The 26,838-nt window shown below is 63.5% G+C and carries 22 protein-coding genes and 3 rRNA genes; 15 read left to right on the top strand and 10 right to left on the bottom strand.

All coding sequences use genetic code 11. The features are described from left to right. Nucleotides 1-129 precede the first annotated feature (129 nt). Both EPN51_RS17525 and glgB read left to right on the top strand, forming a co-directional pair. Nucleotides 130-2,223, top strand: coding sequence for an alpha-1,4-glucan--maltose-1-phosphate maltosyltransferase (locus EPN51_RS17525; protein WP_293044826.1), 2,094 nt, complete (start codon nt 130-132; stop codon nt 2,221-2,223). 35 nt (nt 2,224-2,258) lie between these two features. After that, nucleotides 2,259-4,454, top strand: a complete 2,196-nt coding sequence (gene glgB, locus EPN51_RS17520) for a 1,4-alpha-glucan branching protein GlgB (protein ID WP_293044824.1) — start codon at nt 2,259-2,261, stop codon at nt 4,452-4,454. 91 nt (nt 4,455-4,545) lie between these two features. Here glgB and EPN51_RS17515 read toward each other — a convergent pair whose 3' ends face one another. After that, a complete protein-coding gene (locus EPN51_RS17515; protein WP_293044822.1) occupies nt 4,546-5,463 on the bottom strand; it encodes a co-chaperone YbbN in 918 nt (305 codons plus the stop codon). A gap of 183 nt (nt 5,464-5,646) precedes the next feature. Beyond that, a complete protein-coding gene (locus EPN51_RS17510) occupies nt 5,647-6,828 on the bottom strand; it encodes an acetyl-CoA C-acetyltransferase (RefSeq protein ID WP_293044820.1) in 1,182 nt (393 codons plus the stop codon). 89 nt (nt 6,829-6,917) lie between these two features. Here EPN51_RS17510 and mce point away from each other — a divergent pair, with 89 nt between their 5' ends. After that, the gene (gene mce, locus EPN51_RS17505) at nt 6,918-7,385 is read left to right on the top strand and encodes a methylmalonyl-CoA epimerase (protein ID WP_293044818.1); all 468 of its coding nucleotides are present in this window, start codon (nt 6,918-6,920) and stop codon (nt 7,383-7,385) included. Nucleotides 7,386-7,395: 10 nt separating this feature from the next. Here the strand turns inward: mce and EPN51_RS17500 are convergent, their stop codons facing one another. Then, nucleotides 7,396-7,704 carry a hypothetical protein gene (locus EPN51_RS17500; protein WP_293044817.1) on the bottom strand — a complete coding sequence of 103 codons (309 nt, stop codon included), beginning with the start codon at nt 7,702-7,704 and terminating at the stop codon, nt 7,396-7,398. Nucleotides 7,705-7,727: 23 nt separating this feature from the next. Continuing rightward, a complete protein-coding gene (nucS, locus tag EPN51_RS17495) occupies nt 7,728-8,399 on the bottom strand; it encodes an endonuclease NucS (RefSeq protein ID WP_293044816.1) in 672 nt (223 codons plus the stop codon). Between the two features lie 45 nt (nt 8,400-8,444). On the opposite strand from nucS, the gene EPN51_RS17490 reads away from it, so the two are divergent. Continuing rightward, nucleotides 8,445-10,070: an adenylate/guanylate cyclase domain-containing protein gene (locus tag EPN51_RS17490; RefSeq protein WP_293044814.1), complete on the top strand. Its 1,626-nt coding sequence runs from the start codon at nt 8,445-8,447 to the stop codon at nt 10,068-10,070. Between the two features lie 18 nt (nt 10,071-10,088). On the opposite strand, the gene EPN51_RS17485 is transcribed toward EPN51_RS17490, so the two are convergent. Continuing rightward, entirely contained in the window at nt 10,089-11,162 is a 1,074-nt protein-coding gene (locus EPN51_RS17485; RefSeq protein ID WP_293044813.1) for a GGDEF domain-containing protein, read from the bottom strand. A 224-nt stretch (nt 11,163-11,386) separates the two neighbouring features. On the opposite strand from EPN51_RS17485, the gene EPN51_RS17480 reads away from it, so the two are divergent. The 4 genes from EPN51_RS17480 to EPN51_RS17465 all read left to right on the top strand — a co-directional run bounded on the left by EPN51_RS17480 (nt 11,387) and on the right by EPN51_RS17465 (nt 14,504). Further along, nucleotides 11,387-12,874 carry a DNA-3-methyladenine glycosylase 2 family protein gene (locus tag EPN51_RS17480; protein WP_293044811.1) on the top strand — a complete coding sequence of 496 codons (1,488 nt, stop codon included), beginning with the start codon at nt 11,387-11,389 and terminating at the stop codon, nt 12,872-12,874. After that, nucleotides 12,871-13,362 (top strand): methylated-DNA--[protein]-cysteine S-methyltransferase, encoded by a 492-nt coding sequence (locus EPN51_RS17475; protein WP_293044810.1) that lies wholly within the window; start codon nt 12,871-12,873, stop codon nt 13,360-13,362. Before EPN51_RS17480 ends, EPN51_RS17475 begins: the two co-directional genes overlap by 4 nt. Nucleotides 13,363-13,455: 93 nt before the next feature. Next, the gene (locus EPN51_RS17470; RefSeq protein ID WP_293044808.1) at nt 13,456-13,764 is read left to right on the top strand and encodes a hypothetical protein; all 309 of its coding nucleotides are present in this window, start codon (nt 13,456-13,458) and stop codon (nt 13,762-13,764) included. A gap of 23 nt (nt 13,765-13,787) precedes the next feature. Next, nucleotides 13,788-14,504 carry a hypothetical protein gene (locus tag EPN51_RS17465; protein WP_293044807.1) on the top strand — a complete coding sequence of 239 codons (717 nt, stop codon included), beginning with the start codon at nt 13,788-13,790 and terminating at the stop codon, nt 14,502-14,504. 72 nt (nt 14,505-14,576) lie between these two features. Here the strand turns inward: EPN51_RS17465 and EPN51_RS17460 are convergent, their stop codons facing one another. After that, a complete protein-coding gene (locus EPN51_RS17460; protein WP_293044805.1) occupies nt 14,577-15,719 on the bottom strand; it encodes a PPE family protein in 1,143 nt (380 codons plus the stop codon). 355 nt (nt 15,720-16,074) lie between these two features. On the opposite strand from EPN51_RS17460, the gene EPN51_RS17455 reads away from it, so the two are divergent. After that, complete coding sequence (locus tag EPN51_RS17455; RefSeq protein ID WP_293044804.1) at nt 16,075-16,374, top strand: PE family protein; 300 nt, start codon at nt 16,075-16,077, stop codon at nt 16,372-16,374. A 9-nt stretch (nt 16,375-16,383) separates the two neighbouring features. Beyond that, nucleotides 16,384-17,544 carry a PPE family protein gene (locus tag EPN51_RS17450; RefSeq protein WP_293044802.1) on the top strand — a complete coding sequence of 387 codons (1,161 nt, stop codon included), beginning with the start codon at nt 16,384-16,386 and terminating at the stop codon, nt 17,542-17,544. A gap of 902 nt (nt 17,545-18,446) precedes the next feature. Here EPN51_RS17450 and EPN51_RS17445 read toward each other — a convergent pair. Beyond that, nucleotides 18,447-19,175, bottom strand: coding sequence for a hypothetical protein (locus EPN51_RS17445; RefSeq protein WP_293044801.1), 729 nt, complete (start codon nt 19,173-19,175; stop codon nt 18,447-18,449). Nucleotides 19,176-19,551: 376 nt separating this feature from the next. Between EPN51_RS17445 and EPN51_RS17440 the strand changes: the two genes are divergently transcribed. From EPN51_RS17440 to EPN51_RS17420, 5 genes are all read left to right on the top strand, one after another. Continuing rightward, complete coding sequence (locus EPN51_RS17440) at nt 19,552-20,379, top strand: hypothetical protein (RefSeq protein ID WP_293044800.1); 828 nt, start codon at nt 19,552-19,554, stop codon at nt 20,377-20,379. Between the two features lie 61 nt (nt 20,380-20,440). After that, nucleotides 20,441-21,055 carry a cytochrome c oxidase subunit 3 gene (locus EPN51_RS17435; protein ID WP_293044799.1) on the top strand — a complete coding sequence of 205 codons (615 nt, stop codon included), beginning with the start codon at nt 20,441-20,443 and terminating at the stop codon, nt 21,053-21,055. A 4-nt stretch (nt 21,056-21,059) separates the two neighbouring features. Continuing rightward, nucleotides 21,060-21,368: a cytochrome C oxidase subunit IV family protein gene (locus EPN51_RS17430; protein ID WP_293044798.1), complete on the top strand. Its 309-nt coding sequence runs from the start codon at nt 21,060-21,062 to the stop codon at nt 21,366-21,368. A 19-nt stretch (nt 21,369-21,387) separates the two neighbouring features. Further along, on the top strand, nt 21,388-21,675 hold the full coding sequence (locus EPN51_RS17425) for a hypothetical protein (RefSeq protein WP_293044796.1): 288 nt from the start codon (nt 21,388-21,390) through the stop codon (nt 21,673-21,675). Nucleotides 21,676-21,924: 249 nt separating this feature from the next. Next, complete coding sequence (locus EPN51_RS17420; RefSeq protein WP_293044794.1) at nt 21,925-22,548, top strand: TetR/AcrR family transcriptional regulator; 624 nt, start codon at nt 21,925-21,927, stop codon at nt 22,546-22,548. Nucleotides 22,549-22,994: 446 nt separating this feature from the next. Here EPN51_RS17420 and rrf read toward each other — a convergent pair. The 3 genes from rrf to EPN51_RS17405 all read right to left on the bottom strand — a co-directional run. After that, nucleotides 22,995-23,107 (bottom strand): 5S ribosomal RNA (rrf, locus tag EPN51_RS17415). A 90-nt stretch (nt 23,108-23,197) separates the two neighbouring features. After that, nucleotides 23,198-26,307: ribosomal RNA gene (locus EPN51_RS17410) — 23S ribosomal RNA — on the bottom strand. A gap of 282 nt (nt 26,308-26,589) precedes the next feature. Then, a 16S ribosomal RNA gene (locus tag EPN51_RS17405) occupies nt 26,590-26,838 on the bottom strand; the annotation flags it as partial.

The raw sequence follows: 26,838 nt of genomic DNA, 5'->3' as shown, positions 1-26,838 counted from the left end.
ACACCCCCGGTGACGATCGCGGCCCACGAGGCGGGCGGCGGAGGAACCGGGCAGATCGAACACCCCCGGTGACGATCGCGGCCCACGAGGCGGGCGGCGGAGGAACCGGGCAGATCGAACGGAGTGGTGGTGCCCGGTCGTGTCGAGATCGACAACGTCCAGCCGGTCGTTTCCTGTGGCGCGTATCCCGCGAAAGCTGTGGTCGGCGAGGTCGTGCCGGTCAGCGCCGCGGTATGGCGAGAAGGTCACGAGGCCGTCGCGGCAACCCTGGTCGTGCGTTACCTCGGGCCAGGCTATCCGCAGGTAACGGAGACGCGCCGAGTCAAAGCGGTTCAGGCGCCCGAAAAGCCGGTCACCGAACGCGACGGCGCGGTTGATCAGCAACGGGTCAAGCCGCTGTCGCTGCCGATGACGATGGGCCTGGAGCCCTATGTGTTCCACGGCCAGTTCACCCCCGACCAGGTCGGGCTGTGGGCTTTCCGCACCGATGGGTGGGGCGACCCGATCCACTCCTGGCGGCATGGGTTGGTCGCCAAACTGGACGCCGGTCAGGGCGAGAAGGAACTGTCCAACGATCTTCTGGTCGGCGCCGGGCTGTTCGAGCGTGCCGCGACCGACGTGCCACGCGCCCGCCGCGAACCGCTGTTGGCGGCCGCCGCAGCACTCCGCACGCCTGGGGACCCGGTCACCCGAACCGCGCTGGCGTTGGGGCCGGAGATCGAAGAAATCCTGGCGGACTATCCGCTCCGCGATTTCGTCACCCGGGGCGAGCAGCACAGCGTCTGGGTGGACCGGCCGCTGGCCCGGTTCGGCTCCTGGTATGAGATGTTTCCCCGCTCGACGGGCGGACGGGACGTCGACGGAAACCCGGTACACGGCACATTCGCCACGGCAACCGCCGCGCTTCCGCGTATCGCGGCAATGGGATTCGACGTCGTCTACCTGCCGCCGATCCACCCGATCGGCAAGGTGCACCGCAAGGGGCGCAACAACTCCCCGACCGCCGCGCCGACAGATGTGGGGTCTCCCTGGGCGATCGGCAGCGACGAGGGCGGCCATGACGCCGTCCACCCGGATTTGGGCACCATCGAGGACTTCGATGCCTTCGTCGCCGCGACACGCGAGCTGGGCATGGAGGTGGCGCTGGATCTGGCGCTGCAATGCGCACCGGATCACCCTTGGGCGCGCAACCACCGCAACTGGTTCACCGAATTGCCCGACGGCACCATCGCCTATGCGGAGAACCCGCCGAAGAAGTACCAGGACATCTATCCGATCAACTTCGACAACGACCCGGCCGGCCTCTACGACGAGGCGCTGCGCGTGGTCCGGCACTGGATGGACCACGGCGTCAAGTTCTTTCGCGTCGACAACCCGCACACCAAACCCCCGGACTTCTGGGCCTGGCTGATTGCCGCGGTCAAAGCCATCGATCCCGATGTGCTGTTTCTCTCCGAAGCCTTCACGCCACCGGCCCGGCAGTACGGGCTGGCCAAGCTGGGATTCACGCAGTCGTACAGCTACTTCACCTGGCGCACGGCGAAGTGGGAGCTGACCGAATTCGGCAACGACATCGCCGCACTCGCCGACTTCCGCCGGCCCAACTTGTTCGTCAACACACCCGACATCCTGCATGCCATCTTGCAGCACAGCGGACCCGGGATGTTCGCCATCCGTGCGGTGCTGGCGGCGACCATGGGGCCGGCCTGGGGTGTGTACTCGGGGTACGAACTGTTCGAGCACCGCGCGGTGCGGGAAGGCAGCGAGGAGTACCTGGACTCGGAGAAGTACGAATTGCGGCCTCGCGATTTCGCGGCTGCGCTCGCTGAGGGAAGGTCGCTCGAACCATTCATCGCGCAGCTCAACGCGATTCGTCGACTGCATCCCGCGCTGCAGCAACTGCGCACCATCCATTTCCACAGCGTCGACAACGATGCGTTGCTCGCCTACAGCAAGTTCGACCCGGCGACCGGTGATTGCGTGTTGGTGGTGGCGACGCTCAACGCATTCGGCCCTGAGGAAGCGACGCTGTTTTTAGATATGGCCGCATTGGGTATGGAGCCCTATGAGCGCTTTTGGGTGCGCGACGAGATCACCGGCCAGGAATTCCAATGGGGGCAAGCCAATTACGTTCGCCTCGATCCGGGACGGGCGGTCGCGCACATCATCAACATGCCGCTCATATCGCATGACGCTCGAATGACGCTGCTGCGCAGGCATTGAGCCAGGACATGAACTGGACCGGAGGTGAAAGGGACATGAGCCAAGCCGACCAACTCGCTCGGACGCACCTGGCGCCCGATCCTGCCGATCTGTCGCGCCTGGTCGCTGGCACACATTACAACCCGCACGGCATTCTGGGGGCCCACGAATGCGGCGATCACACCGTCATTCGGGCGTACCGGCCTCACGCGGTCGAAGTCGTCGCACTCGTCGGTGACGATCGATTCCCGATGCAGCACATCGAATCCGGCCTTTTCGCCGTGCTCCTGCCCTTCACCAACCTGATCGACTACCGGCTACGGATCACCTACGAGAATTCCGACCCGTACATCGTCGCCGACGCTTACCGTTTCCTGCCCACCCTGGGCGAGGTTGACCTTCATCTGTTCGCCGAAGGGCGCCACGAGCGGCTCTGGGAAGTCCTTGGCGCGCACCCTCGCTCGTTCACCACGGCCGACGGCGTCGTCAACGGGGTGTCGTTTGCGGTGTGGGCACCCAACGCCAAGGGCGTCAGCCTGATCGGTGAGTTCAACGGCTGGACCGGCAACGAAGCCCCGATGCGGGTGTTGGGCTCGTCGGGAGTGTGGGAGCTGTTCTGGCCCGACTTCCCGCTCCAGGGGCTGTACAAGTTCCGCGTCCACGGCGCCGACGCAATCGTGACCGAGCGCGCCGACCCCATGGCCTTTGCCACCGAAGTGCCGCCGCACACCGCCTCCCGGGTGACGCGCAGCAAGTACACCTGGGAAGACGCCGACTGGATGACACAGCGCGCCGGGCGCAACCCGGTGTTCGAGCCGATGAGCACCTACGAGGTTCACCTGGGCTCATGGCGCCCCGGGCTCAACTACCGGCAGCTGGCCCGCGAGCTGACGGATTACGTTGTGGAGCACGGATTCACCCACATCGAGCTGCTTCCGATCGCCGAACATCCGTTCGCCGGATCGTGGGGATACCAGGTGACGTCGTACTATGCGCCGACATCCCGGTTCGGCACGCCGGACGAATTCCGGGCCCTGGTCGACGCCCTGCACCAGGCCGGTATCGGCGTGCTGGTGGACTGGGTGCCGGCGCACTTTCCGAAGGACGCGTGGGCGCTCGGACGATTCGACGGCACTCCGCTCTACGAGCACTCCGACCCGAAACGGGGCGAGCAACTCGACTGGGGCACTTACGTATTCGACTTCGGCCGTCGGGAAGTTCGGAACTTTCTGGTGGCCAACGCGTTGTATTGGCTTGAAGAATTCCACATCGACGGCCTACGGGTGGACGCGGTCGCGTCGATGCTGTACCTCGATTACTCACGCCCCGAAGGCGGCTGGACCCCGAACGTCTACGGCGGGCGGGAGAACTTGGAGGCGGTCCAGTTCCTGCAGGAGATGAACGCCACCGCGCACAAGACCGCCCCGGGCATCGTCACCATCGCCGAAGAGTCGACGTCGTGGCCCGGGGTCACTCGGCCGACAAACCTTGGCGGCCTGGGCTTCTCGATGAAGTGGAACATGGGCTGGATGCATGACACCCTCGACTACATCAGCCGTGATCCGATCTATCGGAGCTATCACCACCACGAGATGACGTTCTCGATGCTCTACGCGTTCAGCGAGAATTACGTGCTGCCGATCAGCCATGACGAGGTGGTCCACGGCAAAGGGACGCTGTGGGGGCGGATGCCGGGCAACAATCACGTCAAAGCCGCGGGGCTGCGCAGCTTGCTCGCCTACCAGTGGGCCCACCCGGGTAAGCAATTGTTGTTCATGGGGCAGGAATTCGGCCAGCGGGCAGAGTGGTCCGAAGAGCGCGGCCTGGATTGGTGGCAGCTCGACGAGCAGGGATTCTCCAACGGCGTCCTGCGCATGGTGCGCGACATCAACGACATCTACCGCAGCCACCCGGCGCTGTGGAGCCAAGACACCGTCCCCGATGGCTACTCCTGGATCGACGCCAATGACTCGGGCAACAATGTGTTGAGCTTCCTGCGTTACGGCAAGGACGGCTCCGTGATGGCGTGCGTGTTCAATTTCGCCGGCGCCGAGCATGGTGGATACCGGCTGGGCCTGCCGTCGGCCGGCCGCTGGCGCGAGGTGCTCAACACCGACGCGAGCGTCTACAACGGTTCGGGAGTCGGGAACATGGGCGGGGTCGACGCAACCGAGGACCCCTGGCATGGGCGCCCGGCGTCGGCGGTGCTGGTGTTGCCGCCCACGTCGGCTCTGTGGCTGGAACCCGAGTAACGCCACGAAATTCCGCGCCGAACGTCGAGTAGTTGCGCGGCTTCGGCCATCTGGCCCCAACAACTCGACGTTGGTGGAGCGGAATCCGCTCTTAGTACAGCGCGTTGGCGAGGTTGCGCCGTCCCACGACGACCTCTGGATCGGCCGGGTCGAAGAGTTCGAACAGCTCCACCAATCGAGTTCGCACCTGGGCGCGGTCATCACCGGATGTGCTGCGCACCAAGGTAATCAGGCGCTCAAATGCGGCAGTGACCTCCTGGTTGAGGATCTGCACGTCGGCAGCCGCGAGCGCGGCTTCGATGTCACCCGGCGCGGCATCGGCGACAGCAACGGCGTCCGGGTGTTGCGCGGTTGCGCGGGTGAGGAAGTCGATTTGCCGGATCGCGCCCTTGGCTTCCACGCTGGCCGGATTGGCATCCAGGATCGACTGATACGACGCCTTGGCGGCCTCGAAGTCGCCGTCCTCCAGCTGTTGACGGGCCGCGGCCAGCTCCGGGTCGACGACCTCGGGCTCCGCGGAACCCGTTGCTCCCCTGAGCTTCCCGGCCGTCGCGGAGAGGATTTGGTCCAACCAGCCGCGCAATTGCTCGGCCGGCTGCACGCCTTGGAAACTCGAGATCGGCTGCCCGGCCGCCAACGCCACCACAGTCGGGACGGCGTCGACACCGAATATCTGGGCGACCCTGGGCGCGACATCGACGTTGACGGTCGCCAGCGACCACTTGCCATTGTCCTGGCCGGTTAAGCCGGACAGCGTGTCCAGCAGTTGGACGCACGCGTCGCTGCGCGGGGACCACAGCAGCACAACGACGGGCACTTCCTCGGACCGGAGCAAGACCTCGGCTTCGAAGTTGGCCTCGGTGACCGTGGTGATGCCTGCGGCACCTTCGCTGGACGACGGCGCCGCCCCCCCGGGAGCACTGCTCGCCGGCTGGGCGCGCTGCTTGAGACCGGAGAGATCGACCGCACCGGTCAGTGCGGGGCCGATGGAAGGTCGCGGGCGCGTCACGCCGTCAAGTTTGTCATGCGCGTGGGCTACCGATCCACCCGGTGGCGGCGGTGCTCCGGCGCGGGGGCGGCGGGGCCGCAAACCACGTCAAAAAAGATGACCTGATCGGCCCGTATGACGAAGATCACAATTTCTGGCCCGGGTGCCGCGTCAGCAACGTCGCGGGGAGGCCCGGACGTCTGGCTAACCTGCTCGCAGAATCAGCGCGTCGCCCTGCCCGCCGGCCCCGCATAGCGCCGCGACGGCGTAACCGGAGCCGCGCCGGGCCAATTGGAGGGCGGCGTGCAGCGCGATGCGCGCTCCCGACATTCCGATGGGATGCCCGACGGCGATCGCACCGCCGTTGACGTTGACGATGTCGGGATTCACGCCGAGTTCACGCGTCGAGGCCAGCGCCACCGCCGAAAACGCCTCGTTGATCTCCACGACGTCGAGCTGATCGACGGAGATGCCCTCGCGGCTGATCGCCTTCCTGATCGCGTTGGCCGGCTGCGACTGCAGGGTGGAATCCGGCCCGGCCACCACACCGTGCGCACCGATCTCGGCCAGCCAGCTCAGCCCCAGCTCCTGCGCTTTGGCCTTGCTCATCACCACCACCGCCGCCGCGCCATCGGAGATCTGCGAGGCCGAACCGGCGGTGATGGTGCCATCAGGGCGAAATGCCGGCTTGAGGCCGGCCAGCGACTCGGCGGTGGTATTGGCGCGAATCCCCTCGTCCTCGGTGAACTGCAGCGGATCACCCTTGCGCTGCGGGATGTTGACCGGTACCACCTCGTCGGTGAAGACGCCGTCCTTCCATGCCGCGGCCGCCTTCTGATGCGAACCCGCAGCGAACTCGTCCTGTTCCTGGCGGGTGAATTTGTCGACGTCGTTGCGCTGCTCGGTGAGCGCTCCCATCGGCTGGTCGGTGAACACGTCATGCAGGCCGTCATAGGCCAGGTGGTCCAAGACCGTGATGTCGCCGTACTTGTAGCCCGAGCGGCTGTCCATCAGCAGGTGGGGCGCCTTGGACATGGACTCCTGACCACCGGCCACCACCACCTCGAACTCCCCGGCGCGAATGAGCTGGTCAGCCAGGGCGATGGAGTCGATTCCGGACAGACACATCTTGTTGATGGTGAGCGCGGGAACATCCCAGCCGATGCCGGCCGCCACGGCCGCCTGGCGTGCCGGCATCTGGCCGGCCCCGGCGGTCAACACCTGGCCCATGATCACGTAGTCGACCGCCGACGCGGGGACATTGGCCTTTTCCAGTGCACCGGCGATCGCGATGGCACCCAGATCGCTGGCCGAAAAATCCTTCAGCGAACCCATCAACTTGCCGATGGGTGTCCGCGCTCCAGCAACGATCACCGACGTCGTCATGACTATCTCCTAAGGCCTGCCAGGCGCCCCCTCGAAGGCCGTTTCGGCCTCCCGGAGAAGCGCAATCTTTGCCGCCAGGTTACCGTTATGTGATGACGACCGATCAAGTTGACGCCCGTCAGATCCTGGCTACCTCACTGGTAACGGCGATCGATCACGTCGGCATCGCAGTCGCCGACCTGGACGCCGCCATCACCTGGTACCACGACCACCTCGGCATGATCCTGGTGCACGAGGAAGTCAACGAGGAGCAGGGAATCCGCGAGGCCATGCTGGCAGTGCGAGGTGCCCCGGCAGGCACCGCGCAGATTCAGTTGATGGCCCCGATCGATGACTCCTCGACCATCGCGAAGTTCCTGGACAAGCGCGGACCCGGTATCCAGCAGATGGCCGTTCGGGTCAGCGACCTCGACGCCCTGGTCGAGCGGCTCCGCGAGCAAGGTGTGCGACTGATCTACGACGCACCCCGTTGCGGCACGGCAAACTCCCGGATCAACTTCATCCACCCCAAGGATGGCGGCGGAGTTCTGATCGAACTCGTCGAACCGGCCGCCTGAGACCGGACGTTCACGACCACTTCCTGGTTGGACCGCGGGTCGCGCGGTGCGCCCAGCACGGCGTGTGCCAATGGCGGCGGTCTTCGACTTGGCCCGGGCCTCCCGTCAGCGTCGAATCGATCGGCCACACGACCAGATGTGCTGAGCCGGAGCGAATTTCGTGATCGCAGCCGGGGCACCGGTAGGTCCTGACCGCACGGGCCGCCGCGACGGGGCGAACCTCGTACTCGTGGCCGTCGGGCCCGACCTCCACCCGGCGCAATGCCGGCGGCGGCGCTGACGACCGATACCGACGTGGCGGTGTGCGGCGCCGAGGCATTCGATCAGTCTAGTGACAAAGCTTCAGAACAGCCGGTACTCATCGTTGTCCATGCCGCGCATCTTGTCGTAATCCAATGTCACACAACGGATTCCGCGATCAACGGCGAGGGTACGCGCCTGCGGCTTGATCAGCTGAGCCGCGAAGACTCCCTGCACCGGCGCCAGCACGCTGTCCCGGTTGAGCAGCTCGAGGTAGCGGGTGAGCTGCTCAACACCGTCGATCTCGCCGCGTCGCTTGATTTCCACTGCCACCGAGCCGCCGCGTTCATCACGGCACAGTAGATCGACGGGCCCGATGGCGGTCATGTACTCGCGACGCACCAGGGTGTACCCGTCGCCCAGCAGCTGCACGTGCTCGGCGAGCAGCGCCTGCAGGTGCGCTTCGACGCCATCCTTGACCAACCCCGGGTCGACGCCGAGATCGTGGCTGGAGTCGTGTTCGATCTCCTCGACGGTGATGCGCAGTTGTTCGCCCGCCTTGTTCTCGACGACCCACACCGGCGCCACGTCACCGGCCTGCTCGCTCACCCAGCACGGCGGGCTCATCCAATTCAGCGGTTTGTAGGCCCGGTCATCGGCGTGCACGCTGACCGATCCGTCCGCCTTGAACAACAGCAACCTGCGCGCGGACGGCAGGTGCGCGGTGAGTCGGCCGACGTAATCAACGGTGCATTGAGCGATCACTAGACGCACCCGACTCACCTTAGAGCGTGGCCGACAAATTAGGCTGACGCCACCATGTCGGCCAACAAGTCCGTGGCGCAACGAATAGGCCGGGTGCTCGAGCGCGTCACCCGTCAGAGCGGCCGTCTGCCAGAGACGCCGGCGTACGGCTCCCTGCTGCTCGGCCGGGTGTCGGAAAGCCAGGGCCGTCGCCGGGTGCGCATCCAGATCATCATGACCGTCCTCATCCTGGGGACCAACCTGATCGGGATCGCCGTCGCCCTGTTGTTGGTGACGGTCGCCATCCCGGTGCCGAGCGTGTTCGACGACGCGCCGGCGTGGCTCACCTTCGGGGTCGTCCCGGCCCTCATCGCGTTGGTGCTGACCTGGGGTACCTACTGGATCACGCGCCGGACCGTCATCGCGTTGCGCTGGGCGATCGAGGAGCGCACGCCAACTCAGGAGGACGAGCGCAACACCTTCGTGGCCCCATGGCGAATCGCCCTCGTGGACCTCGTCCTGTGGGGCCTGGGGACGGTGGTGCTGACGACGCTGTACGGCCTGGTCAACACGCTGTTCATTCCGCGGTTTCTACTCGTCGTGAGCTTTTGCGGAGTGGTCGTCGCCACCGCTAGTTACCTGCTCGCCGAGTTCGCGCTGCGGCCCGTCGCCGCCCAGGCCCTCGAGGCCGGGCCGCCGCCACGACGGTTGGCGGCGGGCATCATGGGCCGGACGATGGTGGTCTGGTTCCTCGGTTCGGCCGTGCCCGTCATCGGGATCATGATGCTGGCCTTCTTCGAGCTCGTCTTGCGCAACCTGACCCAGACCCAGTTCGCGGTGGGCGTTCTGATCGTGTCGATGGCCCCGTTGATCTTCGGGTGCGTCCTGATGTGGATCTTGGCCTGGCTCACCGCGACACCGGTGCGGGTGGTGCGGGCCGCGCTACGGCGCGTCGAACGGGGCGATCTGCGCGGTGACTTAGTGGTATTCGACGGCACCGAACTCGGTGAGCTGCAACGCGGCTTCAACGCGATGGTCGACGGCCTGCGGGAGAGAGAACGTGTCCGCGATCTTTTCGGCCGGCACGTCGGGCGCGAGGTCGCGCTGGCCGCGGAACGTGAACGACCGCAACTGGGCGGCGAAGAACGCCACGTCGCTGTCCTATTCATCGACATCGTCGGCTCCACGCAGCTGGTGACCAGTCTGCCGCCGGCCGAAGTAGTCTCACTGCTCAACCGGTTCTTCACGATCGTCGTCGAGGGTGTGGACCGACACCATGGACTTGTCAACAAGTTCGAAGGTGATGCGACGCTCGCGATCTTCGGCGCGCCGAATCGTCTTGATTCTCCGGAGGACGAGGCACTGGCGGCCGCACGCGCGATTTCCGATCGGCTGGGCAGCGAGATGCCGGACTGCCAGGCCGGCATCGGTGTGGCGGCCGGGCAAGTCGTCGCGGGGAACGTCGGCGCCAGGGAGCGCTTCGAATACACCGTTATCGGCGAGCCGGTCAATGAGGCCGCGCGGCTGTGCGAGCTCGCCAAGTCGCACTCGAGCCGAGTGCTTGCGACGGCCGACGCCATCGAGGGTGCCAGCGAAAACGAGAGGGCCCGTTGGTCGTTGGGCGACACCATCACCCTGCGCGGGCATGAGCGCCCCACCCGGCTGGCCTCTCCGGTTGACGTCGCTCGACCCGCCCAGTAAACCCGTCCCGACAGAGGCTCAGGCCGCCACTTGGTGGTGGCGACTTTGATTGCCCCCACACCGTTTGGCTTCATACATCGCGGTGTCGGCATGGGCCACCAACTGATGGAACGCGTGCTCGGCATATTCCGAGACAACGCCGCTCAAGGACAGGGTGGCGATTCCGACGCTCGCGGTCACCGATGCGTTCATCGCAGCTATGGCATCACAGAGCTGCCGACCCCATCGCGGCAGCTGTTCTGTCGTGACGATGTCAGCGATCAAGAATTCCTCGCCGCCGACGCGGCCGACGATGGCGGCCTCACCGCATGCAGTGGTCAAGGTGCCCGCTACCTCGATGAGCGCCTCATCGCCGGCGGCGTGCCCGCGCGTGTCGTTGAGCTCTTTGAAGCGGTCCAGGTCAACCATCGCCACCGCCAGAAACATGTGATGGGCGCCGGCGAGCATCCGACCGACTATCGCTCGGTCGCAGGCTCGCCGATTCAGCAAGCCGGTCAGCGGGTCGCGGTTGGCGCGCAAGAGATCTACCCAAAGTGCGCGCACCACCACCTGGATGGCGAGCGGAACGACCACGTTGAGTTCGAGGACCAGAAAATAGCCGGTGAACGCCAGCACCGTCTGCCCGGTAGCGGCCAGACGCACCGCTTGCCAGGCCCCGATCGCGCTGGCCACGCAGAAGTTCAGCGCCATGAGCCTTGCGGTGTGGAAGAAGGCGATGTAGCCGCCCGTCACCGACAGCGCCGAGCACGCCATCAGCCCGATAAGCGGCTGAGGCTGCCACAGGCAGCCCCCGCCGATGGATACGCAGCCGGTCATGACGTAGAAAATGGACTGGCGCCGAGTGGGCCATCCGCTCAACCACAACACCGCCATGGCCACCCCGATCACGGCGGCCAGGATGGAAACCGTCAGCGCCACACGGGGATACAACGGGTCGGGGCCCCACCACACGTTGACGGGCACCAGCACTAATGAGGCCGCCACGACAGCCAAAACCCTGCGGGTATTAGTGCTCAGCCCATGCGCCTGCAAATAGCCTGTCAGCCAATCGAAGTGGTCATCCTGCCCCCACCACACCGCCAGCCACTTCATCAGTTCGCCTTTCCCCGAACCCACTCAGCCCGTCGGGTCACGCCGCCAGAGCCGGGGAGTTGGCTCACAGTAAATACCATCGCGTGCTGCAGGTACCTCGAATCGACAAGAAAGCCGGTCGGAGGGCGAGGCCGACCCACGCGATGCGTCGCCCCGGCATACCCGCTCACAACGATGTCGCTTTCCCGCTAGTTTTGTCGGTGGGCGGGTGTAAGTCTGGAAGCATGCACGACGATTTCGACCGCTGCTACCGCGCCGTCCAGTCCAAGGACGCCCGGTTCGACGGCTGGTTCGTCACCGCGGTGCTGACGACCCGGATCTACTGCCGGCCCAGCTGCCCGGTGCGGCCGCCATTCGCCCGTAACGTGCGGTTTTACCCAACGGCGGCGGCCGCTCAGCGTGCCGGCTTTCGGGCATGCAAGCGATGCCGTCCCGACGCCTCTCCGGGGTCCCCGGAATGGAACGTGCGCGGTGACGTGGTGGCACGGACGATGCGGCTCATCGCCGACGGCGCAGTGGACCGCGACGGCGTCGGCGGCCTGGCCGCCCACCTCGGTTACACCACTCGACAGCTCGAACGGCTCCTGCAGGCCGAAGTCGGTGCCGGCCCGCTCGCGCTGGCCCGTGCGCAACGCGCACAGACGGCGCGTGTGCTGATCGAAACGACGGACCTGCCGTTCGGCGACGTCGCATTCGCCGCAGGGTTCTCCAGCATCCGTCAGTTCAATGACACCGTGCGTTCGGTGTTCGAAGGCACACCGAGCGCGCTACGCAAGCGCGCGGCGGCGCGCTCCGCATTCGGGGCCAATTCGCCTGGCACCGTGTGCCTTCGGCTCCCGGTACGCACGCCCTTCGCCTACGAGGGCGTCTTTGGCCATCTCGCGGCCGGCACCGTTCCCGGTTGCGAGGAGGTCCGCGACGGCGCGTACCGACGCAGCCTGCGCCTTCCCTTCGGCAACGCCATCGTGAGCTTGGCGCCTGCCGTCGACCACGTCAGTTGCGTCCTCGTGCTCGACGATTTCCGCGACCTGACAACGGCGATCGCCCGTTGCCGGCGGCTGCTGGACCTCGATGCGGACCCGGAAGCGGTGGACGAGGCACTGGGAGCAGACGCAGACCTGCGTCCCGTCGTGGCCAAGGCGCCCGGGCAGCGCATCCCCCGCACGGTCGACGAAGCCGAACTCGCGGTGCGTGCGGTGCTCGGACAGCAGGTGTCCACCAAGGCCGCGAACACCCATGCGGGCCGCTTGGTCGCCGCCTACGGACAGCCGGTCAACGGTGCCGAAGGAACGCTGACCCACACCTTCCCCTCCGTGGAAGAGCTCGCCGAGATCGACCCCAGCCATCTGGCGGTGCCCAAGGCCCGTCAGCGCACGCTGAGCGCACTGGTCGCCGGCCTCGCCGACGGCAGCATCGTCCTGGACACCGGGTGCGACTGGGAAAGCGCCCGCAAACAATTGCTCGCGTTGCCCGGGGTGGGCCCCTGGACCGCGGAAGTGATCGCGATGCGCGGCCTCGGCGACCCGGATGCCTTCCCCGCCAGCGATCTCGGTCTGCGCCTGGCCGCAAAACGACTGGGATTGCCTTTCGGCGAACGCTCCCTCATCGAACACAGCGCCCGCTGGCGCCCCTGGCGCTCCTATGCCACGCAATATCTTTGGACCACCCTTGAACATCCGGTAAACCATTGGCCGCCACAGGAGGTCGCATGATCGAGTACCGCACCATCGACAGCCCCATCGGATTGCTAACCCTGGCCGGGCGCGATTCGGTGCTGACACACCTGCGGATGGTCGACCAGACCTACGAGCCGGACCGCGCCGGCTGGTCGCCGAATCCGCGGGCGTTCAACGATGCCGTCGAGCAACTGGCCGCCTACTTCGCCGGCGAGCTCACCGACTTCGATCTCGCGTTCGATCTGCACGGGTCCGAATTTCAGCGGCGCGTTTGGGAGGCGTTGTTGACAATCCCGTATGGCGAGACGCGATCGTACGGACGTATTGCCGAGCAGATCGGTGCCCCGGGGTCCGCACGCGCCGTGGGATTGGCCAACGGACATAACCCGATCTCCATCATCGTCCCGTGCCACCGGGTGATCGGCGCGAACGGCAGCCTCACCGGCTACGGCGGCGGCCTGCAGCGCAAACGCACCCTGCTGGATCTGGAAAAGGACCACAGCTGCGCAACACTGTTCGATTAACGGCCGGGGCGACGATCGCGTAGGGGACGGGTGTTCACGATTACTCGCGTTTCCTTTTGCCAGGTCAGTCCAACGGCGATATTGTCCATAATCGTGGACGACAGTGCGAAGGACCCAGCCGTGGTTCTGCCGTACCTGGTCGGTAGGCCGTTGGCCGCGACCGAGGTCTACGAAGCATTTGGCTACCGCAAATCCGCGTACTACAAGGCGGCCCGCGAAGGCAGGCTGATCACCGCAGACAACCTGATCAGAGCGGCTAAGTATTTAGGATTGAATCCGATTGACCTGCAAGTCCGCTACGGCCTGATCGACGCCGACTCGGTCACCGAGTACCTGGAGTCCCAGGCCGGCCCGCCCAGGCTGCGTGACCTTCGCCCCGATCCCAACAGTCCGCCCGTCTGAGCGGCACTGCCGGGCCCCTCTCAATGATCAAAACCGCACTCATCATCGCCACCCTGGCTGCCATCTTGTACAGCCTGTGGATCCGGCGTGGCACTTGGCGCTCCCGATGGGAGGCCGGCGCAACCCGCAACATCGCGCTGCACGGCTGCGCCGTGCTGCTGATGTCGCACTGGGCTTCGGCCGCGCTCGGCTCACCCCTGCACCGCGTCTTCGGGCTGTGGAACGTACAACATCTCCTCGGCCACATCTGCTGGATCTTCGCGGTGACGGCGATCATCCGGCACGGGCTCGTCCGTCTCGTCGACGAAACCCACGAGCGCGGTCTATTGCGCAAACACATCACGCGCCCGCTCCGGCTTGCGGTTCCGCTGCTGGTAGCGCTGTTCATCATCGCCGACGAAGGCCATCACCTCGACTTCTTCGCCGCGCCGGCCAGCGACATCTGGCTGGCGGCGTACTGGTTGGTCTTGGGCGGCCTGATGATCTACCTACTCGTCTACGCCGGGCGAGTACTCCTGATACTGCGGACGGATCCCCGCTCAACGACGACCGTCGACCTCTATCTGATCTCCGCCGCATTCGGCGTGGCAGCGACCGTGATTCAGATGGGCACCGCCTGGGCGGGCTCCGATATCGTCTTGCCGGTCTGGCTGTGCGCCTGCCTGAGCGCAATTGGCTTCGCCTACGGTTCTGCCCGATCTTGGCGGACCAAGGTCGCCTGGTTCACTTCCGACGAATAGTTCGAGTCCGACGAATAGTTCGAGTCACGGGCATCGACGCCCGCGATCAGCGCGTATTGCCGATCTGGGCGCTTATCCGCCGACTACCGATCGTGCCATGACTACGTGGCGGAACCCGTAGCGTTGTCCGACCATCTTGCCCCCGGCGGCGCTCCGACCCGTACCCGTGAGCGGTATTCCGCGGAGCAGGCCGCCTGGCTTGGCTTCGGCGCTGGCACTGGCGCTGCTGAGGGTTGACAACGTGGTTTCCCCGCTGGTCGCTGGGGCCGCACCGGCCCAGCTCTGCGGCACCGACAAGTGGCCCACCGTGGCCGCCCTGCCCAGACCCGCCGACACAGACGACGGCAGCGGGCCGCTGCCCAGGGCTCCACCCAGGCTCCCACCCAGACGAGGCAAGGCCGCCGCGGCCTCGGCTCCTTTGCTGGCGGCGGCCGGTAGGTTACCTCCCCAGATCTTCATAAAGTGCTCATAGTCGCCCATGTGGTTATAGACGATGCCAAGGTTGTTGGTGTACATGTTGACCCAGTCTTTCCATTCCACCGGCTTGGAGGAATTGGACGCCCCGGACGCCGCATTCAGTAGTGCGGTAGAGGTCGATTGAAGGTTTGCCAGCCCAGAGGTGGACGTGCTGGATTGTGCACTGGTCTCGGCGGCGTGGGCGACCGCGGCGGCTTGACCGGCCTGGCCCGCCGGGTTGGTGGCGGAGCGCGGCTGGTCGAAGGTGGTCAATGCCGATGCCCCCGCCGATGCCGCGGCGTAGCCGTACATCGCGGCCGCGTCCTGGGCCCACATTTCGGCGTAGTGAGCCTCCGTCTCCGCAATCGCCGGCAGGTTCTGCCCGAAGAAGTTGGTCGCGATCAACATCATCAGTTGCGCGCGGTTGGCGGCGATCACTGGCGGCGGAACCGTCATCGCGAATGCGGCCTCATAGGCTGCTGCGGCGGCCTTCGCCTGGACGGCCGTCTGCTCGGCCTGCGCGGCGGTCGCGGTCAGCCACGTTGCATACGGCACCGAAGCGCTGGCCATCGACGCCGACGCCGGCCCGATCCACATGCTTGTGAGTTCGGAAATCAGCGAGCTGTACGAGGCGGCCGCGATGTACAGGTCGGTGGCTATCCCGTCCCAGGCTGCGGCGGCCGCCAGCATCGGCCCTGCACCCGCGCCGACGTACATGCGCCCAGAGTTGACTTCCGGCGGAAGCGCGCCGTAATCCACTAATTGGTCCCTTCACGTAGTTGACGGCCGTCGCATCCGCGACGACACCGTCCGAAACTTGGTCAGATACGTCTGGTCGGCCACCGTTTAGCGCAGCCGACACCCGAGGGCCGTGCCGTCGCTGGCGCGGTGCCCTTCGTCCGTCACGGCAATCCTTCCCCCTTAGTGGCTTTTAGTGCACCCAAGTGATCTAAAGGAGTGGATATGTACCTGTCAGTTCATATCTATGAACGATATCTAGCTAGAAGTGAACATCTGTGGCCATAAGTGGGCGATTGGCCGCGCAGCATCTAACCTCACAAGGGAGCGGCTTTTGACGCCGTTGAAACCGGGGACCGTGAGGAGAGAAATCACCGTGTCGTTCGTGACCACCCAGCCAGAAGCGTTATCCGCAGCCGCCGGCAAATTGTCCGTGATCGGTTCGGCGCTGGCCGCACAGAATGCAGCTGCGTCAGCACCAACGACGGGAGTGGTTCCCGCGGCAACCGACGAAGTCTCGGTGCTGATCGCAGCGCAGTTCGCCACGCACGCTCAGATGTATCAGACGGTCTGTGCCCAGGCCACGATGATTCACGAGAGCTTCGTGAAAATGCTGCACCTCGGCGCCGGTTCGTACCAGGCCACCGAGGCCATCAACGCGGCCGCGTCCAGCTAAGGGGGACAGGTGCTGGATTTCGGAGCGTTACCCCCTGAGTTCAATTCTGCGCGCATGTATTCCGGAGCGGGACCGGCATCGATGATGGCTGCCGCATGGGCCTGGAACATGCTGGCTGCCGAGCTGGACGCCGCCGCGACCGCCTACGACACCGTAATCACGCAACTGACCAGCGAAGGGTGGATGGGCCCCGCATCGATACAAATGGCCGAGGCAGCCAAGCCATATGTGGCATGGATGCGTACCAGCGCCGCGCAAGCCGAACAGGCCGCCACATCGGCCAGGGCGGCGGCGGGGGCCTTCGAGACCGCGTTCGCCGCTACGGTGCCCCCACCGCTGATCGAGGCGAACCGCACGCTGCTGAGCCAGGCGATTTCCACGAATGTGCTCGGTCAAAACACTCCGCTGATCACGCAGCTCGAGGCCCAATACGGTGAAATGTGGGCTCAAGATGCCGCCGCGATGTACGGCTATGCCGCCCAGACCGCGCCGACTGCCGAAGTGACGCCGTTCACCGAGCCGGCCCAAACCACCAACCCGGCCGGACAGGCCATGCAGGCCGCGGCGGTCACCCGAGCCGCCGGCACATCGGCCGGCACGGCTACCCAGTCGCAACTGTTGTCCTCCACGCCCTCCGCACTGCAAAGCCTCGCGTCGCCCAGTGCAGCAACTGCGTCCGCGACACCTATCACGGACGCGTTGAAAGGGAATGATCTCGTGAGCTTGTGGTCGCAATACTCGAGTCCGACCCAGAACACCCTCGCGATGGTTTATCGCGCTACCGGCATGTCGACTCACTTTCAATCGCTCGGAAAGGCTTTGGCGCCGGCCGCCAAGGCCGCCAGCGAGGGTGCCAAAGCGGCGACTGGCCTGCCCGCGCTCGGGAAGGCCTTGAGCAGCGGGGGCGGCGCCATCTCGGCGGGCCTGGGTAGCGCGGCGCCGGTCGGCCAACTCTCGGTACCGGCCAGCTGGGCCTCCTCCGCAGCCCCGGCGGCAGCTTCTGGGGCTTCGCCAATTCCGATCAGCCGCATCATCACCACTCCGGAAACGTCAGGGCCCGGAATGCTGGGCGGGATGCCGCTGGCGGGTGCCGGTACCGGTTCGTCCGGCGCCGGTCCGCGCTATGGGATCCGCCCGACGGTGATGGCGCGCCCGCCGTTTGCCGGATAACTCAACGACCACCCGGGGCATTCGGTCGAGATCCGGTTCACGACAACGCTGTTCGATTAGCCGTCGAGCACTGCGACCCTCTCGGGCACGATGTGCGCGTATCGGCACCTGATATGTCAGCCCCTTTGTCAAGGCGCAGGGTGAAGTAGCGGCCGCAACCGTCGTCGCGGCCGCTACTTCTGTGCCAGGTGAGGTGTTCGGCTCTCGAGCGTGTGGTGTCGACGCGTGTCCGTCTGATCTGCGCGGGTGGGTACCGCGGGACGGGACTGTCGATTCGGAGTTGGCCAGCTGATCTAGAGTCGAGCGTGATCGCTTGCAAGGCAACGGGATTGCCCATAGCAGAGTGCGGGTTGCTCCAATACGCTTGTCCGACATCCGTCACGACTCATCTGGACGATTCAGCGCTGTTCAGTCGTCGAGCGCTGCCGGTGACCAGCGCCATCAGGCCAGTCCGCAGGCAACCGCGACGTTGGCGATCACGGAGCGTTTCTTGAGTTCGTCGAACGCCGCGCAGCGGGCGCGGAGTCCTCGGTGGGCGGCCTGGCCGCGCTCGCGTGCTGGCGGGAACGCCAGATTGTCGGTCCCGAAGTCCGTTGCACCACAAGCTCTATCACTTCGTCGATCCGAGCGACCGTGGTCTTGTGTGCGGGGCTGTCAGTGCGCGGCGAATCCGCAGCTAGCGCCGCCAGACGCTTTTACTGAGCTCGCCGATCAAGGTCATTGGGGTGGGAGCCGGACTTTCGGCTGTGGCACTTGGTGTCCATCTGCGTCATTCGGATTTTGGTCCGGGCGGTTTGATCCCAGCCACCCGACGGGATTGTGTGCGTGGATGTTGGTGCACGCCGTTTCGACGTCTGTTGAAAGATTCGCACCCGGCCATGGCCCGTTCCTGACGATCGCGGTTACGGCGGTAACAGCGCCCCCTCCGTGTCGAGGTCGTGTTGCTCTTGCTGGCCGATCGCCTTGAACAGCAACGTGGCCATCACGACGATCCAGGCGAAGAACGTCACTACCGGCGACCAGAATGCGAGGATGCCGGTCCACGAGAACGGACCCGAGCGGAACAGGAACGCCAGTGCCCCCGGCTCGAACATCAACGCCGTCCACGCGGTGTAGTAACCGAACCAGCGTGGGAACGGTGTGTAGAGAACCTTATTGGGGATCAGGCAGGCCGCCGCGATCGCGACCCACATGAAGATGTAGTACTGATCCGTGGTGACGAAGGTCAGCATCGCCAACTCGTGCATGATCGCGGTGATGTCGGGCGAGCGGTTCGGGGTGAACGCGGCGACGCCCCAGAAGATCGGCGGTAGAACGAGCACGACGGACATCAAGGTTCCGCCGGCGATCGCCAGCGTCGACCAGACCGGTCTGCCCTTCTCGTGGCGTGAGATCTGGACGCCGACGACGACGGCGATCGGCACCATGAAGCCGCTCGTCCAACTGGCGAGGACGGCACCGACTTTGATCTCGGTACTGTGCTCACGGTAGAAATCGGCGATCTGGCCGGGCTGCAGTTTCGCCGACGGCGGCGGCATCATGTGGAACAACCTCCACCACGCCAGACCGTAGATCACAGTAAACGCCAGACCCCACCACAACAGAATCCGTTGTGCGCGTTCGGATATCACCGCGTCTGCTCCCAGTTCAGCTTGCCGGCACCGTCAAAGAATTTGGAATCCCCGGGTGAGTTTCGCAACCAACCGCCCAGATGACAGCGCACCTCGACCTCATCCACGCAACGATCCCCTGACTGCGGATGCTCATCCCAGGAGTCCTTCCCCCCGCTGCGCATGACGGACGCCACCCTACAAGAAAATGAGACGCTATGACACTATAGCGGACGCGTCGATTGCTTCGATGCGGCATTAGGGTGGACGCATCGATTGAATCGATGCATCATTAGGTTGGATGACTCTATACAGTGTTCCCTAGCCGATTTGTGCGAACACTCAACGGGCGGCACTGCGAGCGACCCGGTGTGGTCGTGGACCCGGAAGGGCTCAGATGAATTACGTCAACAACAAGGTGTGCGCGGTGGCCGGGCCGTTCTGCGCGATCGGGTGGATCGTCGGCCTGCTGGTATTCGCCCAGTTCCTCCCCCCGCCGAGCGGTAATACGGGCCCCGCGGAGATTGCGCAGTTCTACGCCGACAACGTCACGGGCATCCGGACCGGCATGATCCTGGTGCTGTTCTCGGGTATCTGCTATCAGCCGTGGGTGTGCGCGATCTCGGTTCAGATGAAGCGGATGGAGGGCGCCACGGCGCCGATGACCCTCGTCCAGTTCGGTCTCGGCACCCTCTTCGTGCTGCTGTTCCAGCTGGCAGCCATCTTCTGGCAGGTCGCGGCCTACCGCCCATTGGAGAACCCCGAAATCACCCAGCGCTTCAACGATCTGGGCTGGATGATGTTCCTCATCTCTGTGCCGGTGGTGACGATCCAGGGCATCGCGATCAGTCTGGCGATCTTCGGCGACAAGCGCGAGGAACCGATTCTCCCCCGGTGGTTCGCCTGGATGAACCTATGGGCTCAGCTGGTCTTCCTGCCGGGAACGGTCATCCCGTACTTCAAAGACGGCCCGCTCGCATGGAACGGCGTCATCTCCTTCTGGGTGCCGGCCATCATCTACACGATCTGGATGCTCACGCTGACCAAATTGCTGCTCAACGCGGTCAACCGGCAACGAGCCGAGGAGCTCGCCGAACAGCAACCCTCCACCGCCGTCACGGATCACGCTGCCCAGATCGAGCAATTGCGGCACGAGATCTCCGCATTGCGCACCGAGCACGACCTCCTCGCCGGACGAGAGCCACTCAGCCGCACCCCCGTCTGAGGGCCGTCGCCCCATCGGCCGAGCCTGACGCCAGCCAGAACTACCCAGAAGGAAAACATCCATGGTGAGCACCACCGAGGCCCGCCCGGCCGACGCCGTACCGCCATCGCCGAAGAAGAGCTGGCGGACCCCTGCAGAAGGGGGCGTCTGGATCTTCATATTCGGCGACATGTCCGTATTCGCCGTATTTTTCGCGCTCTACCTGTTGGTCCGTATCGGCAACCCCGCCCAAGCCGCACTTGATCAGGCCGCGCTGAACAAAAACTTCGGTGCGATCAACACCGTGCTGCTACTGGTCAGTTCACTATCCGTCGTCCTCGCGACGCGCGCGGTGCGATCCGCAACCCAAAGTCGTCACGCGCCGAAATTCATCATCGGAGCTTTCATTTGCGGCGTGGGATTCCTGGCGATCAAAGTGGTGGAATACACGGAGAAGGTCCAACATGGCATCACGCCGTATACCAGCGACTTCTTCATGTATTACTACGTGCTGACCGGCCTGCACGCATTTCATCTTCTGATCGGCCTGACAGTCTTGATCGGGTTGTTCAAACTCGCACGCAAACCCGACATGGGCACGAAAGAGTATTCGTTGTTCGAGAGCGGCGCGTGCTTCTGGCACATGGTCGATCTCCTCTGGATCGTCCTGTTTCCATTGATCTTCTTGGTGAGGTGACCCGATGACCTACATTCCCCATGACGTCGAGGCCCGGACGCAGGCAGATTTGCTGAAGTCGTCGGCCACGGTCGTTTGGTTCTGCCTGATTATCGCGACCCTCGTCTCCTGGGCCATGGGGACCCATCACGGCTTCATCGACAGTGACAAGATCAACAGCGTCGCTGTCTTGATCATCGCGTTCGCCAAGGTCCGCTTTATCGGCCTGTACTTCATGGAACTCAAGAATGCACCTCCGCCGCTTCGGGCGATCCTGGAAGCGTGGTGCGTAATTGTCTGCGCCGTCACGATCGGCTTCTATCTCGCGGCCTGATTCTATCTCGCGGCCTGATTTGGCTGATCCGATTCCTGAGCGCTCCATCGCCGCCGAGCGCCTCGTCGCCGAGCTGAAGATGGTTTTCGCTGCCGCGGATGGGCGTCCGAAGATCCTACGGACGGACAATGGACCTGAGTTTATTCCTCAAGCGCTGCGACAGTTTTGCGAAGGGCCGTGGAATGGCGCGCATATCAAATCGTTCAACAATCGACTACGGAGGGAATGCCTCGCCCGCAACCACGGGAATACCGTGCTCGGGGCCCGGGTCGTCATCGGCGGCTTCAAGTCCGAGCACAACCACTGACACCGGCACTCGGCGCTGGGCTACCGCACGCCGGCCGGGTACGCCGCGGTCTGCAGGTACACCGCGGGGATCGGCGTCGATATGCTCCCCATCCATGCACAGATCCGCTGGCTGTGGACATTCATCGACGACTCCTCTCTTCCCTGTGTGTGATGCGCACACGTACGTTAAGTTGACATTACAGGGCAATAGTATCGACGCTGCAATTAACACGCCGCATCAGCAGCGGCACGCATCTACAATGGGCCGATGACCGATTTGCGAGCGCGCAAAAAGGCAGCGCTGCGTGCCACTATCGTGCGGCGCGCGGTCGAACTGTTCGTGACCCGGGGCTACGACGCGGTCGGCGTGGAAGAGATCGCCGCCGCATCGATGTGCTCGAGAAGCACGCTCAATCGCTACTTCGGCACCAAAGAAGACGTCCTCTTCGGAGCAGCTCCGGAGGTGGTTGCGGGCCTGCGGGAGACCCTCGACGCCGCGCCCCTGAGTGCCGACCGCTGGCAAACAGCCCGCGCAGCGGTCATTCAGCAGCTGGAGCGGTTCATCGACACCTTTGAGGCGGACCTGCGCGTGACCTGTATGCGCCTCTGGTTCACAGAACCTGCGCCGCGCCGCCGCTACCTGGAGATCGCACACGAATTCGAGGACATCCTCAAGCATTACTTCTCACAGGGGCTAACCAGCGATCCCGCTGCCCTTCTGCGCGTCCAGGTTCGGGCATCCTGCATGGTCGCCGCACTGCGCGCCGTGCTGCATGCCACGATCGAGTCGGGCGAGGATGTAAGGACGCTCGCAGAAACCGCGTTCAGCATCGTCGAACGCGGTGCCGTCGGTGATGCAGAACTCCTGTTACCCACGGCGGCGCACGGGTAGGCCGCAGCTCTGCGAGCGCTGGTGTCCGAATCTGTAGTGCGGCTGACTGCTCAACCGCCACCCTGCGGCTCTCGTGGGAAGTCCAGCATCGTGTCTTCACCCACCAAGCAAAATATCGTTGAGTCGGTTCAGCAAATCACGATGGTGATGTAATGGCGCGACTCTGAAAGGCAGCACAAGACTGCGTCGTCCGGCCGTGATCGCGTCCGCAAATGCTGATCCGACGGTGTCCTGCGATAACTCGGGCGGCACCCCGACGCGTCCGATGCGCCGGCTGACACGCACAATCGGCCAAGATTGTGCCGCATGCCGCGATCCCGCTCCCAAACATGGCCCATTGCGCGAGCAGCTGACCGTCGTGTCGACATGTCTCTAACTGCCTGTCCCCTAACGGATTTGGCTACAAATGCAAAAACACCCCCGTTGCCGGGGGTGTTTTTGTGTATGTTCGGCGGTGTCCTACTTTTCCACCCGTGTGGGCAGTATCATCGGCGCTGACAGGCTTAGCTTCCGGGTTCGGAATGGGACCGGGCGTTTCCCTGTCGCTGTGGCCGCCGTAACTCTATTTAAATTTGTTTGGTGGAGGGGTGCGGTGTCGAAGCTTTCTGCGGCAATATGCCGCAGAAATGGACTGTGGTTGCGATTGTATGTTGGTAAGTTTTCGGCCGGTTAGTGCCAGTTCCCTGCACTCATTACTGAGCTTCCAGGTCTGGCCTATCGATCCCGTGGTCTGCGGGGGGCCTTATCCCTCTAAAAGGGTGAGAAACCTGATCTTGGAGAAGGTTTCCCGCTTAGATGCTTTCAGCGGTTATCCTGTCCGAACGTGGCTATCCAGCCGTGCTCCTGGTGGAACAACTGGTATACCAGAGGTTCGTCCGTCCCGGTCCTCTCGTACTAGGGACAGGTTTCCTCAAGTTTCTGACGCGCGCGGCGGATAGAGACCGAACTGTCTCACGACGTTCTAAACCCAGCTCGCGTGCCGCTTTAATGGGCGAACAGCCCAACCCTTGGGACCTGCTCCAGCCCCAGGATGCGACGAGCCGACATCGAGGTGCCAAACCATCCCGTCGATATGGACTCTTGGGGAAGATCAGCCTGTTATCCCCGGGGTACCTTTTATCCGTTGAGCGACACCCCTTCCACTCGGGGGTGCCGGATCACTAGTCCCGACTTTCGTCCCTGCTTGACTTGTAAGTCTCGCAGTCAAGCTCCCTTGTGCACTTACACTCGTCACCTGATTGCCGTCCAGGTTGAGGGAACCTTTGGGCGCCTCCGTTACATTTTAGGAGGCAACCGCCCCAGTTAAACTACCCACCAGGCACTGTCCGTGAACCGGATATACGGTTCGACGTTAGGTGTCCAATACGATCAGAGTGGTATTTCAACAACGACTCCATACAAACTGGCGTCTGTATTTCACAGTCTCCCACCTATCCTACACAAACCGTACCGAACACCAATACCAAGTTGTAGTGAAGGTCCCGGGGTCTTTTCGTCCTGCCGCGCGTAACGAGCATCTTTACTCGTAGTGCAATTTCGCCGAGTCTATGGTTGAGACAGTTGGGAAGTCGTTACGCCATTCGTGCAGGTCGGAACTTACCCGACAAGGAATTTCGCTACCTTAGGATGGTTATAGTTACCACCGCCGTTTACTGGGGCTTAAATTCTCCGCTTCACCTTACGGTTAACGGGTCCTCTTAACCTTCCAGCACCGGGCAGGCGTCAGTCCGTATACATCGTCTTGCGACTTCGCACGGACCTGTGTTTTTAGTAAACAGTCGCTACCCACTGGTTTCTGCGGCCGAATCCCGCTCCCACCGCAAGGGTGTTCACGGTTTTCCGGCCCCCCTTCTCCCGAAGTTACGGGGGCATTTTGCCGAGTTCCTTAACCATAGTTATCTCGTACGCCTTGGTATTCTCTACCTGACCACCTGTGTTGGTTTGGGGTACGGGCCGTGTACGTGCTCGCTAGAGGCTTTTCTTGGCAGCAGAGGATCACCGAATTCGCCTCAATCGGCTATGCATCACCTCTCAGGATTAATGAGCGACGGATTTGCCTATCGCTCTCCCTACAGGCTTGCCCCAGTATTACCACTGACTGGTACGGCTACCTTCCTGCGTCACCCCATCGCTTGACTACTACCAGCGAAGGTCCCACGCAGCCCCGAAACTCCATGCCCCCGAAGGGGAATGGTCGATCCGGTTTTGGGTGGTTAGTACCGCTGATTCATCAGGGACGCCCATACACGGGTACGGGAATATCAACCCGTTGTCCATCGACTACGCCTGTCGGCCTCGCCTTAGGTCCCGACTCACCCTGGGCGGACTGGCCTGGCCCAGGAACCCTTGGTCTTACGGCGGGCAAGGTTCTCACTTGCCTTATCGCTACTCATGCCTGCATTCTCACTCCCCCACCCTCCACCACCGGTTACCCGGAGGCTTCGCTGAGTGAGGGACGCTCCCCTACCCACATCCACCGTACGGTGAATGTGCCGCGGCTTCGGCGGTGTGCTTGAGCCCCGCTACATTATCGGCGCACAATCACTTGACCAGTGAGCTATTACGCACTCTTTCAAGGGTGGCTGCTTCTAAGCCAACCTCCTGGTTGTCTTTGCGACTGCACATCCTTTTCCACTTAGCACACGCTTAGGGGCCTTAGCCGGCGATCTGGGCTGTTTCCCTTTCGACGTACGGAGCTTATCCCCCGCCGTCTCACTGCCACGCTTTACACCACGGCATTCGGAGTTTGGCTGACGTCAGTAACCTAGTAGGGCCCATTGGCCATCCAGTAGCTCTACCTCCGTGGTGAACCACGTAACGCTGCACCTAAATGCATTTCGGGGAGAACCAGCTATCACGGAGTTTGATTGGCCTTTCACCCCTACCCACAGCTCATCCCCTCAGTCTTCAACCTAAGTGGGTTCGGGCCTCCACGCGGTCTTACCCGCGCTTCACCCTGGCCATGGGTAGATCACTCCGCTTCGGGTCCAGAACATGCCACTACACCCCAAAGGGGATGCGCCCTATTCAGACTCGCTTTCGCTGCGGCTACCCCGCACGGGTTAACCTCGCGACATGTCCCTGACTCGCAGGCTCATTCTTCAAAAGGCACGCCATCACCCCACAAGGAGGCTCTGACGGATTGTAGGCACACGGTTTCAGGTACTATTTCACTCCCCTCCCGGGGTACTTTTCACCATTCCCTCACGGTACTAATCCGCTATCGGTCATCGAGAAGTATTTAGGCTTACCGGGTGGTCCCGGCAGATTCACAGCAGATTCCACGGGCCCGCTGCTACTCGGGAATTGATACAAGGTAGGTGACAGGTTTTCGCGTACCGGGCTCTCACCGTCTACGGCAGACCATCCCAGGCCACTTCCGCTAACCACGACACTTTCTGACTACCCCTCAGCCAGGTAGAGCTGAGATGTATCCTCCCACAACCCCGCACACACAACCCCTACCCGGTTACACATGCGTGCGGTTTAGCCTGTTCCGCGTTCGCTCGCCACTACTTACGGAATCACAATTGTTTTCTTCTCCTACGGGTACTGAGATGTTTCACTTCCCCGCGTTCCCCCCCGCACCCTATATATTCAGATGCGGGTAACACGACATCACTCGTGCTGGGTTTCCCCATTCGGAAATCCTCGGATCAATGCTCGGTTGGCAGCTCCCCGAGGCATATCGCAGCCTCCTACGTCCTTCATCGGCTCTCGATGCCAAGGCATCCACCATGCGCCCTTAAACACTTACTTACACACAAAAATCAAAAAGAAATTACACATTTTAATGAACACGTCAGCCACAAAGGACTACGCGTTCATCTAGATGCTCGCAACCACTATCCAATACTCAAACACCACACCCCACCACCAAGATGGAGGGACTCCACACGGACTGACCGAGTGTTGTCTCAGGGCCCAATAGTGTGTCTGGCGATCATTTGCTGTTGTGCACCCGGCTCCCGTCCACTACAGACGAGAACCCCGCACGGCTCGCACCCCACCAATTGGAGTGCTTTTCGTGGTGCTCCTTAGAAAGGAGGTGATCCAGCCGCACCTTCCGGTACGGCTACCTTGTTACGACTTCGTCCCAATCGCCGATCCCACCTTCGACAGCTCCCTCCCAAGGGTTAGGCCACTGGCTTCGGGTGTTACCGACTTTCATGACGTGACGGGCGGTGTGTACAAGGCCCGGGAACGTATTCACCGCAGCGTTGCTGATCTGCGATTACTAGCGACTCCGACTTCATGGGGTCGAGTTGCAGACCCCAATCCGAACTGAGA

It is taken from the genome of Mycobacterium sp. (assembly GCF_004298145.1).
Taxonomy (GTDB): Bacteria; Actinomycetota; Actinomycetes; order Mycobacteriales; family Mycobacteriaceae; genus Mycobacterium.
Note: the sequence above shows the minus strand (reverse complement) of the source record. Positions and strands in the feature narration are given on the sequence as shown.